The 14,237-nt window shown below is 69.5% G+C and carries 15 protein-coding genes; 6 read left to right on the top strand and 9 right to left on the bottom strand.

The features are described 5' to 3' along the window. Positions 1 to 54: 54 nt before the first annotated feature. The gene (locus BR39_RS0120805; protein WP_029915776.1) at positions 55 to 2,529 is read right to left on the bottom strand and encodes a TonB-dependent siderophore receptor; all 2,475 of its coding nucleotides are present in this window, start codon (positions 2,527 to 2,529) and stop codon (positions 55 to 57) included. A 340-nt stretch (positions 2,530 to 2,869) separates the two neighbouring features. Between BR39_RS0120805 and BR39_RS0120800 the strand changes: the two genes are divergently transcribed. The 3 genes from BR39_RS0120800 to BR39_RS0120790 are packed head-to-tail and all read left to right on the top strand — an operon-like array spanning position 2,870 to position 5,529. Then, complete coding sequence (locus BR39_RS0120800) at positions 2,870 to 3,502, top strand: glutathione S-transferase family protein (RefSeq protein WP_029915774.1); 633 nt, start codon at positions 2,870 to 2,872, stop codon at positions 3,500 to 3,502. Next, entirely contained in the window at positions 3,499 to 4,992 is a 1,494-nt protein-coding gene (locus BR39_RS0120795; RefSeq protein ID WP_029915772.1) for an acetyl-CoA acetyltransferase, read from the top strand. The genes BR39_RS0120800 and BR39_RS0120795 overlap by 4 nt, the downstream gene beginning before the upstream one ends. A 45-nt stretch (positions 4,993 to 5,037) precedes the next feature. Then, positions 5,038 to 5,529, top strand: a complete 492-nt coding sequence (locus BR39_RS0120790) for a hypothetical protein (RefSeq protein ID WP_029915770.1) — start codon at positions 5,038 to 5,040, stop codon at positions 5,527 to 5,529. 16 nt (positions 5,530 to 5,545) lie between these two features. Here the strand turns inward: BR39_RS0120790 and BR39_RS0120785 are convergent, their stop codons facing one another. From BR39_RS0120785 to BR39_RS0120750, 8 genes are all read right to left on the bottom strand, one after another. Further along, positions 5,546 to 5,920 carry a hypothetical protein gene (locus BR39_RS0120785; protein WP_029915769.1) on the bottom strand — a complete coding sequence of 125 codons (375 nt, stop codon included), beginning with the start codon at positions 5,918 to 5,920 and terminating at the stop codon, positions 5,546 to 5,548. Continuing rightward, positions 5,913 to 6,395: a hypothetical protein gene (locus BR39_RS26615; RefSeq protein WP_051695978.1), complete on the bottom strand. Its 483-nt coding sequence runs from the start codon at positions 6,393 to 6,395 to the stop codon at positions 5,913 to 5,915. Before BR39_RS26615 ends, BR39_RS0120785 begins: the two co-directional genes overlap by 8 nt. Before the next feature lie 182 nt (positions 6,396 to 6,577). After that, positions 6,578 to 8,494, bottom strand: a complete 1,917-nt coding sequence (gene dxs / locus BR39_RS0120775) for a 1-deoxy-D-xylulose-5-phosphate synthase (protein ID WP_029915766.1) — start codon at positions 8,492 to 8,494, stop codon at positions 6,578 to 6,580. 17 nt (positions 8,495 to 8,511) lie between these two features. Next, positions 8,512 to 9,396 carry a polyprenyl synthetase family protein gene (locus BR39_RS0120770; protein WP_029915764.1) on the bottom strand — a complete coding sequence of 295 codons (885 nt, stop codon included), beginning with the start codon at positions 9,394 to 9,396 and terminating at the stop codon, positions 8,512 to 8,514. Beyond that, positions 9,393 to 9,743 (bottom strand): tRNA-binding protein, encoded by a 351-nt coding sequence (locus tag BR39_RS0120765; protein WP_029915762.1) that lies wholly within the window; start codon positions 9,741 to 9,743, stop codon positions 9,393 to 9,395. The genes BR39_RS0120770 and BR39_RS0120765 overlap by 4 nt, the downstream gene beginning before the upstream one ends. Next, a complete protein-coding gene (locus tag BR39_RS0120760; RefSeq protein ID WP_029915760.1) occupies positions 9,743 to 9,985 on the bottom strand; it encodes an exodeoxyribonuclease VII small subunit in 243 nt (80 codons plus the stop codon). Before BR39_RS0120760 ends, BR39_RS0120765 begins: the two co-directional genes overlap by 1 nt. A 120-nt stretch (positions 9,986 to 10,105) precedes the next feature. After that, entirely contained in the window at positions 10,106 to 10,720 is a 615-nt protein-coding gene (locus tag BR39_RS0120755; RefSeq protein WP_197026738.1) for a histidine phosphatase family protein, read from the bottom strand. Positions 10,721 to 10,769: 49 nt separating this feature from the next. Continuing rightward, the gene (locus tag BR39_RS0120750; protein ID WP_029915756.1) at positions 10,770 to 11,690 is read right to left on the bottom strand and encodes a histone deacetylase family protein; all 921 of its coding nucleotides are present in this window, start codon (positions 11,688 to 11,690) and stop codon (positions 10,770 to 10,772) included. On the opposite strand from BR39_RS0120750, the gene BR39_RS0120745 reads away from it, so the two are divergent. The 3 genes from BR39_RS0120745 to BR39_RS0120735 are packed head-to-tail and all read left to right on the top strand — an operon-like array spanning position 11,689 to position 14,236. Further along, positions 11,689 to 12,240: a GNAT family N-acetyltransferase gene (locus BR39_RS0120745; protein ID WP_051695976.1), complete on the top strand. Its 552-nt coding sequence runs from the start codon at positions 11,689 to 11,691 to the stop codon at positions 12,238 to 12,240. The two genes, BR39_RS0120750 and BR39_RS0120745, sit on opposite strands and share 2 nt — an antisense overlap. A 53-nt stretch (positions 12,241 to 12,293) precedes the next feature. Next, the gene (locus BR39_RS0120740; RefSeq protein ID WP_029915752.1) at positions 12,294 to 13,004 is read left to right on the top strand and encodes a hypothetical protein; all 711 of its coding nucleotides are present in this window, start codon (positions 12,294 to 12,296) and stop codon (positions 13,002 to 13,004) included. A gap of 53 nt (positions 13,005 to 13,057) precedes the next feature. Beyond that, positions 13,058 to 14,236, top strand: coding sequence for a VWA domain-containing protein (locus BR39_RS0120735; protein ID WP_029915751.1), 1,179 nt, complete (start codon positions 13,058 to 13,060; stop codon positions 14,234 to 14,236). Position 14,237 lies beyond the last annotated feature (1 nt).

Below are 14,237 nucleotides of genomic sequence, written 5' to 3'. Positions count from 1 at the left end.
GCCTCCGTCAAAGCGATGTCCCGCGCCCCTGTCCGGAGCGCGGGACAGGGGGAACTAGAACTTGCGCGACAGGGTCACGCGCCACTCGCGGCCCTTGCTGGGCAGCGCGCCGAGGTTGGCGTAGCTGTCGGCGTCGGGCGTGAAGTAGAGCTTGTCGAACAGGTTATCGATGTTGGCCGTCACCGTGTACGGCCCGTACTCGTAGTAGGCCGAGGCGTTGGCCACGTAGTAGGCCGGATAGGTCACGGCGTTCTGCACGGTCCCCGAGGTCTTGGTCACGTGGGTGACGCCCAGCGTGCCGCCGACCTTGCCCCAGCTGTAGTCGTCGCTGGTGTAGGCGCCGTACAGGCTGACCACCGACTTGGGGATCAGGGTGTAGTCGTAGTCGCCCGCGCGGCCGGGCAGGCTGTTGAACGCCCAGACCACATAGGTGCCGCCGAAGGCCTGCGAACCGGGCACGCCGGCGGTGTAGGCCGGGATGTACTGGAACGAGGTGTCGGGGCCCTTGACCGTGGTGTGCTGGCTGTTGCCCGAGAAGGTGAAGCTGAAGTTCTCGCTGGCCAGCCAGCGCACTTCCAGCTCCACGCCCTTGGCGCGGGTGCCGGTGGGCGTGCCGGTGATGCCGGTCAGCTGGGTGCGGTTCTGGCGGTAGCCGGCCAGCGAGCCGACCAGGGTGCCCTTCAGCCACTGGAACTTGACCCCGGCCTCGGCCAGGTCGCTGTCGGACAGCCAGGCGCCGCTGGGATCGGCCACCAGGCTGGCGGCCACGTCGCCGGCCTGGCTCATCTCCAGGGCCGAGGCCTTGGCGTAGGTGATGTAGGGCATCACGCCGCCCGGGGCCTTGTAGGTGGCGCTGGCGCTGTAGGTGAACTTGTCCTTGCCCGCCTTCTGCTCGCCCGAGACCTGGTAGCTGAGCACGCCGGTGTCGTGCGAGGTGACGTCGTAGTCGTCCCAGCGGCCGCCCAGCATCAGGTTCAGCTTCTCGGCGATCATGACGTCGGTCATGAAGAACACGCCCTTCTGGCTCCAGTCGGACTTGTTGTCGTTTTCCCAAGCGAGCCCGAGCACGCCGGCGCCGGTCTCGGTGGTGAAGGGGCTGTCGATGATGTCGGTGGCCGTGGCGCCGAAGCTGATGTCGCGGCGGTCCAGGGCGATCACGCCGCTGTTGTAGCTTTCGCGCCGGCGGCCCGAGAAGTCGCGGTACGAGGCGCCGACGAACGACTTGGCCGTGACCGCGCCGTCCGCGAACGTGTTCTCGAAGTTGTAGGTCAGGCGGCCTTCCCAGACCGAGCTGTCGAACCAGGCCGGATAGCCGTAGCTGACGAAGCGCTTGTTCTCCTGGTCGTCGTAGAAGAACTGCGCCTTGATCGTGCTGGTCGGCGACAGGGCCTTGGCCAGGTCGAAGTACAGGGTGTTGGTGTCGGTCTTCGAGAAGTCGGCCGGGCTGATATAGACCGTGCGCGGCGACAGCTTGGTCGTGCCCACGCCGGTGTCAAGGATGTGGGCGGCGTTGGTGTTGTAGAACCCGTAGTACGGGATGTAGAGCGGGTTGAACGCCGGGTCGTAATAGTACGGGTTGGCGCTGTTGCCGCTGATCTCGTTCAGGGTCATGCGGCCGTTGTGGTCGCTGTCGACCAGGGTGGTGTCGCGGCCGGTGGTGTAGGTCCCGTTGTCGATCAGGCTCTGGGTCAGGCGGTTCCAGCCGGGCGTCTGCACGTCGCCGTCCGAGTGGTACTTCATGCCGCCGAAGGCCGTCGACCAGCCGTTGCCCAGGTCGAAGTCGGCCGAGATCTCGCCGGTCTGGCGACGCGGATAGATGCCCTTGTAGAAGCTGTGGCTGTCCTCGACCTCGCCATAGGCGTAGACGCCGCCGGTCACGGGGCCGAGGTTCACGGGCAGGCCCAGCTGGGCCGTGGCGTTCTTCCTGTTGTATGAGCCGAAGGTGGCCGTGACCTCGCCGGTCGGTTCGCTGAGGTAGCCGCCCTCGTTCTTCCCGGACTTCGGGATGAAGTTGAGCATGCCGCCCACCTTGCCCGAGCCGTAGATCGGGGTCGGCGGACCGCGCACGATCTGGATCTGGTCGGCCGCGCCGATGGGCGTGGAGTAGGTGCCGCGGTTCTCGATGCGCTTGAAGCCGCGGAAGTAGTTCTCGGCCAGGGTGCCCCGGATGTTCAGCGCGCCGGGCACGCCGTAGAAGCTGGCGGTGTAGGTGCCGGGCGAGACGGCGGTCAGGCCGTCGATGGTCTCGATCCCGTAGCGCTGCAGGGTGGTGTCGCTGACGAAGCTGGCCGAGCGCGGCGTCTCCAGCAGCGGCTTGTCGATGCCGAACACCGTGTTGTTGGGTCGGGTCTCGATCAGACCCGCCTTGTCCCGCGCCTTGACCACGATCTCGTCCACCGCGGTCGAGGCGTCGGCCGGATCGGCGGCCGGCGTATCGGCGGCGAAGGCGTGACCGGGCGACGCGGCGACGGACAGAGCGAGCAGAACAGCGGCGGAAGAACCCGCCATCAAAAGCCGTTGGTTCGACATGACGTCCTCGTTCGAGGTCGTCGCGCCCATCACCCGCGGTGATTATCCCCAGGACGACGCCTCTTGAGAACCAGCATCACCCAGCCGCCGCCGCCCGGCCGGAACCACCTCTGACATTTTGAACGAAATGTCCCCGGCGCTCGCTTCTTGCTCAGTCCCCGCCCCTTTCCGCACGGCGAAGGTCAAGAAACTTGATCCACCGCGCACAAGGAGCCGCCAAAAGCGTTGCGGCTTGACCGCTCGTCCCGGCCCTTCCGGACCCGGCGGACGTAAGGGCACGATGGCCTGGCGCCGGAATCCGTCGGATGCTCGGGTCAACGGAAGGCGGGAGGCGGCCAGGATGATCACCCTCTATCACTGCGTCGGCGCGCGCTCGTTCCGGGCCCTGTGGGCCCTGGAGGAGCTGGGCCTGCCCTATGACCTGAAGCTGACGCCCTTCCCGCCCCGGTTCCGCGAGCCGGGCTATCTGGAGATCAATCCGCTGGGCACCACGCCCACCCTGATCGACGGCGACGTCCTGATGAGCGAGTCGGCGGCCATCGGCGAATACCTGGCCCGCCGCCATGGCCCCAGCGACCTGACCGTGGCGCCGGACGAGCCCGGCTTCGGCGCCTATCTGAACTTCCTGCACATGGGCGAGGCCACCCTCACCTTCCCGCAGACCATCCACCTGCGCTACGCGGTGTTCGAACCCGAGGAGCGCCGCCTGCCCCAGGCCGCCGCCGACTATGTGCAGTGGTTCCTGTCGCGGCTGAAGGCGGCGGCCAGGCTGCTGGACGACAGCGGCTATGTCGCCGCCCGCCGCTTCACCATGGCCGACATCTCGGTGGCCTACGCCCTGAAGCTGGGCGAGCAGCTGGGCTTCGCCGACGCCTTCCCCGAGACCTTCAAGGCGCATCTGGCGCGGATGAAGGCCCGTCCCGCCTACCAGCGCGCCCTGGCCGCCGAGAGCGCCGGAGAACCCGTGCTGTGAACGCTGAGCGCATTCCCGTCATCGTCGGCGTCGGCGAGGCCCTCGACCGCCCCGGCGACCTCTCCAAGGCCCTGGAGCCCCTGGCCCTGATGGAGGCGGCCCTGCGCGAGGCCGACGCCGACGCGGGCGGCGGCTTCCTGGCCAGGATCGGCTCGCTGGACGTCATCAACCAGCTGAGCTGGCGCTACGCCGACGCGGCGGGCCAACTGTGCGCCCGGCTCGGCATCGCCCCGGCCCGCGCGGTCTACGGCCCGGTCGGCGGCGAAAGCCCGGTGCGCTACCTGCACGAGGCCGCCGTCCGCATCGCCCGGGGCGAGGCCGAGGTCTGCGCCGTGGTCGGGGCCGAGGCGCAGTGGAGCGTCAACAAGGCCCGCTCGGCCGGGGTGGACCTGCCCTGGACGCCCAAGCCGCCGGCCGACGGGCGCGGGCCGCGCATCGAGGTCCATCCGCTGGCCCTGAAGCTGGGCGTGTTCCTGCCGGTCAGCGTCTATCCGTTCTACGAGAACGCCGCCGCCCGCCACTGGGGCCAGACGCCGCGCCAGGCCCTGGCCGAGTCCGGCGCCCTGTGGTCGGCCTATGCGGCGGTGGCGGCGCGCCAGCCCAACGCCTGGATCAAGACGGCCTTCACGCCCGAGCAGATCACTACCCCGCGCCCCGACAACCGCCCGATCGCCTGGCCCTACACCAAGCTGATGGTGGCCAACATGCAGGTGAACCAGGGCGCGGCGGTGATCGTGACCAGCCTGGCCGCCGCCCGGGCGGCCGGGATCGCCGACGAGCGGCTGGTCTTCGTCTGGGGCGGGGCGGCGGCGCGCGAGCCCGGCGACTACCTGCAGCGCGACCACTATCACGGCTCGGTGGCGCAGGACGCCGTGCTGGAGACGGTGAGCGGCATGGCGGGCGGCTTCGACGCCCTGGAGCTCTACAGCTGCTTCCCCTGCGTGCCGAAGATGGCCCGGCGGACCCTGGGCCTCCCGGCGCCATTCGAGGGTGGCGTCACGCCCACCGTGACCGGCGGCCTGACCTTCTTCGGGGCCCCGATGAACGACTACATGACCCACGCGGCGGTCGCCATGACCCGCCGGCTGCGGGAGGGCGGGACCGGCCTGCTGTACGGCCAGGGCGAGTTCGTGACCAAGCATCACGGCCTGGTCCTGGCCGACCGCCCCGCGCCCGAGGGCGGCAGGCCGCTGGAGGAGATCAGCGTCCAGGCCGCCGCCGACGCCCGGCGCGGCGCGGTTCCGGCCTTCGTGGAGGCCGCGACAGGGTCGGCCGTGCTGGAGACCGCCACCGTGCTCTACGACCGCGACGGCGCGCCGACCCACGGCGTGGCCATCGTGCGGACGGGCGACGGGGCGCGGGCCCTGGCGCGGGTTCCGGCCGCCGATACCGACACCCTGGCGGCCCTGACCGATCCCGACGCCTTCGCGATCGGCCGGACGGGAACCCTCACCGCGGGCGACGACGGGGTGGTGGACTGGCGGCTCTGAACCTCTGGAGCCCTCGCGGCGTTCCTCCGGCGAAGGAACCCGTCCATGCCCCGCCGCATCCTGTCCAGCCGCCTGCTTCCCAACGCCCTGCTCCTGGTGCTGACCCTGGGCGGGCTGACGCTGGGCGCCTGCGCCTACGAGCACCCGTCGCCGCCCGGCTACGCCTGGCGCTACATGGAGCCGGGCGACGAGGGGCCCAAGCTGGCCTATGGCCGGCCCGACAGCGACGAGGTGCTGATGATGATGGCCTGCGCGCCCGGCGCCGCCGCCGTGACCCTGACGGCGACCGACCTGAGCGGGAACGAGATCGCCCTGGCCTCCAACGACACGATCACCCGCCTGAAGGCCCGGGTCGTCGCGTCGGAGGTGGTCGGCGGCGTCCTGGAGGCGCGGACCTCGGTCGACGCCGCGGCGCTGAGCGCCTTCCGCCGCACGGGCGACCTGGACCTGCTGATCGCCGACGAACGCCACAGCCTGGACGCCGCCCCGGCCGACCGCCACGACGTGAAGGCGTTCTTCAAGGCGTGCACGGCCTAGGCGCCGGCCGACCCGGTCAGGCGGTCGTGCAGGCCAGGGCCTTCTGTTCGGCCAAGGCCTCGTCGATCTGGCCCTGCCGCAGGTCCAGCTCACGCTTCCGCGCCGCGCCGGGATCGGTCAGCATGACCAGGGCCAGAGGCGGGAACAGCACGGCGGACAGATAGCCGGCGACCTGGTCGGAGGTCCGGCGTCCAGCGATCACGTCCTCGATGACCTTCATCTCGCCGCGCAGGGTGGTGACCCGTGACTGCAGGGCCGCGCAACGCGCCGGCCGCTCTGCCTGGGGCGTGGCGGTCAGGGCAAGGCCGCCGGCGGACGGCAGCGGCGGCGCGGGGCGGGCGCAACCCGCCAGCAGCGCCGCCGTCGCCAGGACCAGGACGGACCTAGTCAAACTTGACCGCGCGGCCTTGTCCGTCGAGGACGCCCCAGCTGGTCAGGCCGATGCCCACGGTGCCGTAGCGCACCAGGACCACGGCGTCGGCGCCCATCTTCTTGGCCTGCTTGCGCAGCTTTTCGTCGACCTGGGCGCGGGTGGGATCGGCATTGAAGATCGTCGTCTTGCGGACGGTGACCTTGATGTCGCCCAGGACCTTGTAGGGCTTGTCGGTGATGTCGTTTTCGCTGACCAGCACGCCGTCGACGATCGTCGATGCGGCGGGCGCGGCGGCGGGGGCGGGTTCGGTCGCCGGGACCGGCGCCGGGGCCGGCGCGGCCGCGGGATCCGGCGTCGCCTGCGGGGCGGCGGCGGGCGCCTCCTGCACCAGTTCCGCGGATTTGGCCGGCTTGACGGTCGTGGTCGACCAGGTGGCGCAGGCCGAAACGGCGAGCGGCAGGAGAACGGTCCAGAATTTGCGAGACAGACGCACGTGGGCTTCCCTTCGATGAAAGAGCACGGCGTGAGCGAGGGATGGCAGGCAGGCGGCCCCCCAGCCACGCCTTGAGCTCAAGCTAGGGTATGGCGAGGAAGGGTGTCAACTGAAGGTTGCCCACATCCCGACGCGCGTAAAATCAGCTGTCCGGGCCGGCGATGGCGCGGAACGATCGGGCGCTAGGCCCGCCGTCCCGCCGCGCTGATGTTGTCCACGCCCAGCGCCGCCAGGCAGCCGCGCAGGATGCCTTCGGCGTCGAGGCCGGCCTGGGCGTACATGGCGTCGGGCTTGTCCTGGTCCTGGAAGACGTCGGGCAGCACCAGGGTGCGGATCTTCAGGCCGCGGTCCAGGGCGCCGTGCTCGGCCAGGGCCTGCAGCACGAAGGCTCCGAAGCCGCCGACAGCCCCCTCCTCCACCGTGATGATCGCCTCGTGCTCGCGCGCCAGGCGCAGCAGCATGTCGACGTCCAGCGGCTTGGCGAAGCGGGCGTCGGCGACCGTGGCGGAGAGACCGCGCGCGGCCAGCAGGTCGGCGGCCTTCAGGCACTCGGCCAGGCGCGTGCCCAGCGACACGATGGCGACGCTGGTCCCCTCGCGGACGATGCGGCCCTTGCCGATCTCCAGGGGGGCGGCCAGGTCGGGGATGGTCAGGCCCAGGCCCTCGCCGCGCGGATAGCGGAAGGCGCTGGGGCGGTCGTCGATGGCCACGGCGGTCGAGACCATGTGGGCCAGTTCGACCTCGTCGGCGGCGGCCATCAGCACCATGCCGGGCAGCGCCCCCATGAAGCCGAGGTCGAAGGTCCCCGCGTGGGTGGGGCCGTCGGCGCCGACCAGGCCGGCGCGGTCCATGGCGAAGCGCACCGGCAGGCGCTGGATGGCCACGTCGTGGACCACCTGGTCGTAGCCGCGCTGCAGGAAGGTCGAATAGATCGCCGCGAACGGCTTCATGCCGTCGGCGGCCAGGCCGGCGGCGAAGGTCACCGCGTGCTGCTCGGCGATGCCGACGTCGAAGGTACGGTCGGGGAAGGCCTTGCCGAACAGGTCCAGCCCCGTGCCCGAGGGCATGGCGGCGGTGATGGCCACGATCTTCGGATCGATCTCGGCGTGCTTGATCAGTTCCTGGGCGAAGACCTTGGTGTAGCTGGGCGGGCCGGCGGCGGCCTTCTGCTGCTGACCGGTGACCACGTCGAACTTGACCACCGCGTGCAGCTTGTCGGCGGCGCCCTCGGCCGGGGCGTAGCCCTTGCCCTTCTGGGTGACGACGTGGACCAGGACCGGCTTCTCGTCGAATTCCTTGGCGTTCTTCAGCACCGAGACCAAGGCGTCCATGTCGTGGCCGTCGATCGGGCCGATGTAGTGGAAGCCCAGTTCCTCGAAGAAGGTGCCGCCGGTGACCATGCCGCGGGCGTATTCCTCGGCCTTGCGGGCCGCGTCGCGGATCGGGGTGGGCAGCTTCTCGACCACCGTCTTGCCCAGCTTGCGCGCCTTGCGATAGGCGCCGCCCGAGACGAGGTTGGCCAGATAGGCGCTCATGCCGCCCACCGGCGGGGCGATCGACATGTCGTTGTCGTTGAGGATGACGATCAGGCGCTTGGTGGTGTCGACCGCCGCGTTCATCGCCTCGTAGGCCATGCCCGCGCTCATCGAGCCGTCGCCGATCACGGCGATGACGTTGTTGTTCTCGCCCTTCGCGTCGCGCGCGGCGCAGAAGCCCAGGGCCGCCGAGATCGAGGTGGCCGCGTGGGCCGCGCCGAACGGGTCGTATTCGCTCTCGGCGCGCTTGGTGAAGCCCGACAGGCCGCCGCCCTGGCGCAGGGTGCGGATGCGGTCGCGGCGGCCGGTCAGGATCTTGTGCGGATAGGCCTGGTGGCCGACGTCCCAGATGACGATGTCCTTGGGCGTCTCGAACACGTGGTGCAGGGCGACGGTCAGCTCGACCACGCCCAGGCCCGCGCCCAGGTGGCCGCCGGTCACCGAGACGGCGTCGATGGTTTCGGCCCGCACCTCGCTCGCCAGCTGCTTCAGTTCGGGCACGCTGAGGCCGCGGGTGTCGGCCGGGGACGAGATGGTGTCGAGGAGAGGGGTCAAAGCAGGCATGTCCGAAGAAAGCGCGGTCAGTTGCGGCGGTCCAGCACGAAATCCACGCTACAGCGCAGATGTTCAGCCCGTTCGCCGAAAATATCGAGATGTGACTTGGTTTGAGCGGCCAAAAGATTGACTCGTTCCTTGGCGGCCTCGAGGCCCAGCAGGGTGACGTAGTTGGCCTTGCCCTTGGCCGCGTCCTTGCCGCCGGCGGCCTTGCCCAGCACCGCTTCGTCGCCCTCGGCGTCCAGGATGTCGTCGACGATCTGGTAGGCCAGGCCCAGGTCCTGGGCGAAACCCATCAGGGCGGCGCGCTCCTCGGCCTTCGCGCGGGCGATGATCAGCGGTATCTCGAAGGCGAAGGCGATCAGGGCCCCGGTCTTCAGGCGCTGCATGCGGGCCACGGCCCCCAGGTCGTCGCGGACGCCCAGCAGGTCGATCATCTGGCCGCCGCACATGCCCTTGGCGCCCGAGGCGATGGCCAGCTTGCGCACCAGTTCCGAGCGGACGTTGCCGTCGTCGTGGGTGTCGGGGTGGGCCATGATCTCGAAGGCGGCGGTCTGCAGGGCGTCGCCGGCCAGGATGGCGGTGGCTTCGTCGTACTGCACGTGCACGGTGGGACGGCCGCGGCGCATGTCGTCGTCGTCCATGGCCGGCAGGTCGTCGTGCACCAGGCTGTAGGCGTGGATGCACTCCAGGGCGCAGGCGGCGCGCAGGACCGGCCGCTCGGGCAGGTCGAACATCTTGCCCGTCTCCAGGGCGAAGAACGGCCGCAGCCGCTTGCCTGGGCCCAGGGCCGCGTAGCGCATGGCCTCGGTCAGGCGGCTCTCCGGACCGTCGGCGCGCGGCAGCAGCTCGTCGAGCGCCACGGTGACGATGTCGGCCGCCTGGACGATGCGCTTTTCGAGGTCGATCAAAACAGCTTACCCCCGTTGGGAACGTCACGGTCCACGTCGACCAGTACGACGCCGCCCTCGGCGTCCGGGAAGCCCAGGCACAGGACCTCGGACTGGATAGGACCGATCTGGCGCGGCGGAAAATTGACCACGGCGGCCACGCGGCGCCCGACCAGCTCGTCCAGGGCGTAGTGCTTGGTCACCTGGGCCGACGATTTCTTGACGCCGATCTTGGGGCCAAAATCGATGGTCAGCTTGTAGGCCGGGGTGCGCGCCTCCGGGAACGGCGTGGCCTCGATGATCGTGCCGATACGGATATCGACCCGTTCGAAGTCCTCGTAGCCGATCTGCGGCGACGCCTGACCCATCAGTTGAACTCGGCCGGCTCGGCGGTCACGGAGCCGTCTTGGCCCAGCACGATCTTCTCGACCTTCAGCCGGGCCGCCTCGAGCTTCTTCTCGCAGTGGGCCTTGAGGGCCGCGCCGTCCTCGTAGATCTCGATCGAGCGCTCGAGCTCGGCCTTGCCGGACTCGAGCTCGCCGACGATCTGCTCGAGGCGCTGCAGGGCCTGCTCGAAGCTCATGCCTTCAAGATCTTGCGGACTGATCATTTCTACTCCGGGGCGAACAGGGGCACCCTAGTGGCGGGTCGCCGCGCGGGCAACGCCGTTGGCGGGGCTTTTGGTGAACGAGGTTCAGGGCCTGGGCGTCCCTGCGGTCCGAAGAGGCGCCTAGGGCCGCTCGAAGCGCTTCACGCACCAGTATTTGAAACCCTGGTCCTGCGTCTTCTTCAGGCCGCGCTTCTGCAGCGCCAGGCCGATCATGGTGTTGAAGAAGCCGTGGGCGACCAGCAGCACCTCCTGGCCGTTCTTGGACAGGTCGATCAGCAGGTCAGCGGCCTGGTCGGCGCGGACCTCGGCCTGGGCCCGGCTTTCCTGGCCGGCGTGGTGATCGAAGAACCACCACCAGAAGCGGGCGAAGAACCCCCAGTTCTTTGGCGACATCTTGATCCAGCGCGGCCAGGGCGGCGGCGGCAGCGGCGCCTCGATGAACAGCGGGTCGGTGGCGAAGGCCTTGCCGTCGGCGACCGCCTGGGCGGTCTCGATCGAGCGGCGGCGCGTCGAGGCGATCATCACCCCGGCCCGCCTGGCCGTGGCCTTCAGCGAATCCGGCGGGGTCTGGCCGGGCAGCAGCCCGCCCTCCTCGTAGCGCGCCCACCAGTCGCCGTAGGCGGGGGCGTTGAAGCGGACCTTGCGCGACAGGGCCGGCTCGCCGTGGCGGGCCAGGGTGATCGCGCCGGGGCGGACGGGCGGAGCGGAAAGGTGGTCGGCGGATTCGTCGGCCATAGATCTTGGAGGTCCCTTCATCGCCACCGGCGACCTGATTTCGGACCTCTCACCCCTCCTGCAACGCTTTGACATGCGCCGCCGCCGAACGGCCGAGCGCTTCTAGGTCGTAACCGCCCTCGAGCGAGGAAACAATACGCCCGCCGCAACGTCGGTTGGCGACCGAGGCGATCGCCCGCGTCGCCCAGGCGAAATCCTCGGCTTCCAGGCTCTGGGCGGCCAGGGGATCGCGGACATGGGCGTCGAAGCCGGCCGAGACCAGGATCAGCTGCGGCGCGAATCCGTCGACCTTGTCCATCAGCCCCTCGAAGCGCTTGCGCCAGAGCTCGCGCGGGGCGTGGGGCGCCACCGTGGCGTTGGCGACGTTGCCGACCCCGGTCTCGGACGGATCGCCGGTGCCCGGATACAGCGGCGACTGGTGGATCGAGGCGAAGAACACCGTCGGATCGTTCTCGAACGCCGCCTGGGTGCCGTTGCCGTGGTGGACGTCGAAATCGACGATCGCCACCCGGCCCAGCCCCGAAGCCTGGGCCACGCGGGCGGCCACCGCGATGTTGGAGAACACGCAGAAGCCCATCGCCGTGTCGGGCTCGGCGTGGTGGCCGGGCGGGCGGACGGCGCAGAAGGCCCGGGTCCCCTGCCCCGTCGCCACGGCGCGGGTCGCGGCGACCACCGCCCCGGCGGCCCGGCGGGCGGCGGCCAGGCTGCCGGTCGACAGCACGGTGTCGGGGTCCAGCGCCCGGCGGCCGCTGCGGGGCGCGGCGGCGACCACGTCGTCGATGAAGCCTTGCGGATGCACGCGGGCCAGGTCGGCGAAGTCGACCAGCGGCGCTTCCAGGCTCTCCAGGTCCAGGCGGCCGTCGTCGTCCAGCGCGTCGATCACCGCCCGCAGGCGCTCGGGCCGCTCGACGTGGTTGTCGCCGGGGCGGTGGTCGAGCATATCCAGGTGCGTATAGAGCGCGACATCCATGCGAGGACCCTACCTCTTGACCACCGCCGCGACCATCCGCCCCCATTCCATAAGAAGGGCCACCATCGACGACGCCGACGTCGTTTCCAGCCTCGGCGCCCGGACTTTCAGCGACACCTTCGCCCACCTGTATCCGACCGAGGACCTGGAGACCTTCCTGGCCTACGCCTACGGCCTGGAGCGGACGAAGCGCGACCTGGCCGATCCCGAGAAGGCCACCTGGCTGCTGGAGCTGGACGACGAGGCGATCGGCTACGCCACGGCCGGCCCGTGCGGCCTGCCCCACGACGACGTGAAGCCCGGCGACGGCGAACTGCACCGCATCTACGTGCTCAAGGCCTTCCAGGGCGGCGGGCGCGGCTCGCTGCTGCTGAAGACCGCGCTGGACTGGCTGGAGAAGGACGGCCCCCGCCCCCTGTGGATCGGCGTCTGGTCCGAGAACTTCGGCGCCCAGAAGCTCTATGAATCCAAGGGCTTCGAGAAGGTCGGGGAATACCACTTCCCGGTCGGCGAGACGCGCGACCTGGAGTTCATCCTGCGGCGGGGCTAGCCAAGCTCGACCTGCGGCTGCAATCTCCCGCAAAGCTCTTGGGGGAGGATACGATGCGACGGTTCCTGACGGGTTGCGGCGCCGCGCTGGCGGCCTTGGCGTTGACGGGCGCGGCCTCCGCCCAGACTCCGGCGCCCGGGACGAGCCCGGACGCGCCGGCCAAGCGCGCCGCGGCCAAGGCCGAGGGCGACGCGATCCTGGCCAAGGCCGGCGCCGCGGCCCTGTTCAACAACCTCAGCGACCAGCCCGACCAGGACGGCGCGGTGATCCTGCAGCACAAGGGCTCGGGCCTCTACTGCCTGTTCAATCCGGGCCGGACCGAAAGCGAGGTCGTGCTGTTCAATCCCAACGGCGACGACGTCGGCTGCCACAGCGTGACCAGCTTCGACAGCCGGACGGTCTACGCCACCCGCACGACCCTGACCCTGGACCAGGAGATCGCGGCGGCGGTCATGGCCCTGAAGGCCAAGTATCCGAAGGCCAAGCCCTACAAGGCGACCGTCAATCCGATGATCGCCAAGATCCTGGCCTCGGACAAGATTCCGGCCAGCCGCACGGAGCGTTTCCTGGTCGGGGGGAACTACGAAAGCGTGTCGGTCACGGTGATCGACGGCTGGGCGATCAAGTACCGCCTCAGCGGCGACGCTGGCATGGCCAAGTTCCTGGCCGACGCCGGCGACGGCATCGGCTGGCTGTTCTACGTCCTCAAGGCCGACACCTATCACCACCCGCCGGCGCCTGCGGCTGGACAGCCCGCCTCCTGACCGCCATCCTGGGCTCGAACAACCGTTCGAAAGTCCGCCCCAAGGTCCGTGGCATGTTCCTGCGCTTCTTCTCCGAGCTCCGCGCCGCCAAGATCCCGGTGTCCCTGCGCGAGTACCTCCAGCTGATGGAGGCGCTGGACAAGGACGTCATCGACCGGCGGATCGAGGACTTCTACTTCCTGTCGCGCGCCAGCCTGGTGAAGGACGAGAAGAACCTCGACAAGTTCGACCGGGTGTTCGGCCACGTGTTCAAGGGGCTGGAGACCGTCGAGGACGGCATCACGGCCGACATCCCGGCCGAGTGGCTCAAGGCCCTGACCGAGAAGTTCCTGACCGACGAGGAGAAGGCGCAGATCGAGGCCATGGGCGGCTTCGAGAAGCTGATGGAGACCCTGCAGGAGCGCCTGAAGGAGCAGAAGGAGCGCCACGAGGGCGGCAACAAGTGGATCGGCTCGGGCGGCACCTCGCCGTTCGGCAACAACGGCTACAATCCCGAAGGCGTGCGCATCGGCCAGGACAAGAGCCGCCACGGCCGCGCCGTGAAGGTCTGGGACAAGCGCGAGTACAAGAACCTCGACGACTCGGTCGAGCTGGGCACACGCAACATCAAGGTCGCCCTGCGGCGCCTGCGCAAGTTCGCCCGCCAGGGGGCGCTGGACGAGCTGGACCTGAACGGCACGATCCGCGGCACGGCCGAGAAGGGCTATCTGGACATCCAGATGCGTCCCGAGCGGCGCAACACCATCAAGGTGCTGCTGTTCTTCGACATCGGCGGCTCGATGGACGGCCACATCAAGCTCTGCGAGGAGCTGTTCAGCGCCGCCAAGACCGAGTTCAAGCACCTGGAGTTCTTCTACTTCCACAACTGCCTGTACGAGGCCGTGTGGAAGGACAACCGCCGCCGCCAGGTCGAGAAGATCCCGACCTGGGACGTGCTCCACAAGTTCCCGCACGACTACAAGGTGATCTTCGTGGGCGACGCGACCATGAGCCCCTACGAGATCACCTATCCGGGCGGCAGCGTCGAGCACTGGAACGAGGAGCCGGGCGCCATCTGGATGAGCCGGGTCACCGACATCTACCAGAGCGCCGTCTGGCTGAACCCCACGCCCGAGCGGCACTGGGACTACACCCAGTCGATCGGCGTGATGAAGCAGCTGATGAACGACCGGATGTTCCCCCTGACCCTGGAAGGCCTGGACAAGGCCATGCGGGAACTGGTGCGGGGCTGAC

The organism is Caulobacter sp. UNC358MFTsu5.1 (assembly GCF_000712075.1).
GTDB lineage: Bacteria > Pseudomonadota > Alphaproteobacteria > Caulobacterales > Caulobacteraceae > Caulobacter.
This window is presented reverse-complemented; position numbering and strand designations above follow the sequence as displayed.

Bases quoted from the DNA above. Each gene is read 5' to 3' on its own strand.
- BR39_RS0120805 (WP_029915776.1), bottom strand. From the start codon at position 2,529: ATGTCGAACCAACGGCTTTTGATGGCGGGTTCTTCCGCCGCTGTTCTG.
- BR39_RS0120800 (WP_029915774.1), top strand. From the start codon at position 2,870: ATGATCACCCTCTATCACTGCGTCGGCGCGCGCTCGTTCCGGGCCCTG.
- BR39_RS0120790 (WP_029915770.1), top strand. From the start codon at position 5,038: ATGCCCCGCCGCATCCTGTCCAGCCGCCTGCTTCCCAACGCCCTGCTC.
- dxs (WP_029915766.1), bottom strand. From the start codon at position 8,494: ATGCCTGCTTTGACCCCTCTCCTCGACACCATCTCGTCCCCGGCCGAC.
- BR39_RS0120765 (WP_029915762.1), bottom strand. From the start codon at position 9,743: ATGGGTCAGGCGTCGCCGCAGATCGGCTACGAGGACTTCGAACGGGTC.
- BR39_RS0120760 (WP_029915760.1), bottom strand. From the start codon at position 9,985: ATGATCAGTCCGCAAGATCTTGAAGGCATGAGCTTCGAGCAGGCCCTG.
- BR39_RS0120755 (WP_197026738.1), bottom strand. From the start codon at position 10,720: ATGGCCGACGAATCCGCCGACCACCTTTCCGCTCCGCCCGTCCGCCCC.
- BR39_RS0120745 (WP_051695976.1), top strand. From the start codon at position 11,689: ATGCGAGGACCCTACCTCTTGACCACCGCCGCGACCATCCGCCCCCAT.
- BR39_RS0120750 (WP_029915756.1), bottom strand. From the start codon at position 11,690: ATGGATGTCGCGCTCTATACGCACCTGGATATGCTCGACCACCGCCCC.
- BR39_RS0120740 (WP_029915752.1), top strand. From the start codon at position 12,294: ATGCGACGGTTCCTGACGGGTTGCGGCGCCGCGCTGGCGGCCTTGGCG.
- BR39_RS0120735 (WP_029915751.1), top strand. From the start codon at position 13,058: ATGTTCCTGCGCTTCTTCTCCGAGCTCCGCGCCGCCAAGATCCCGGTG.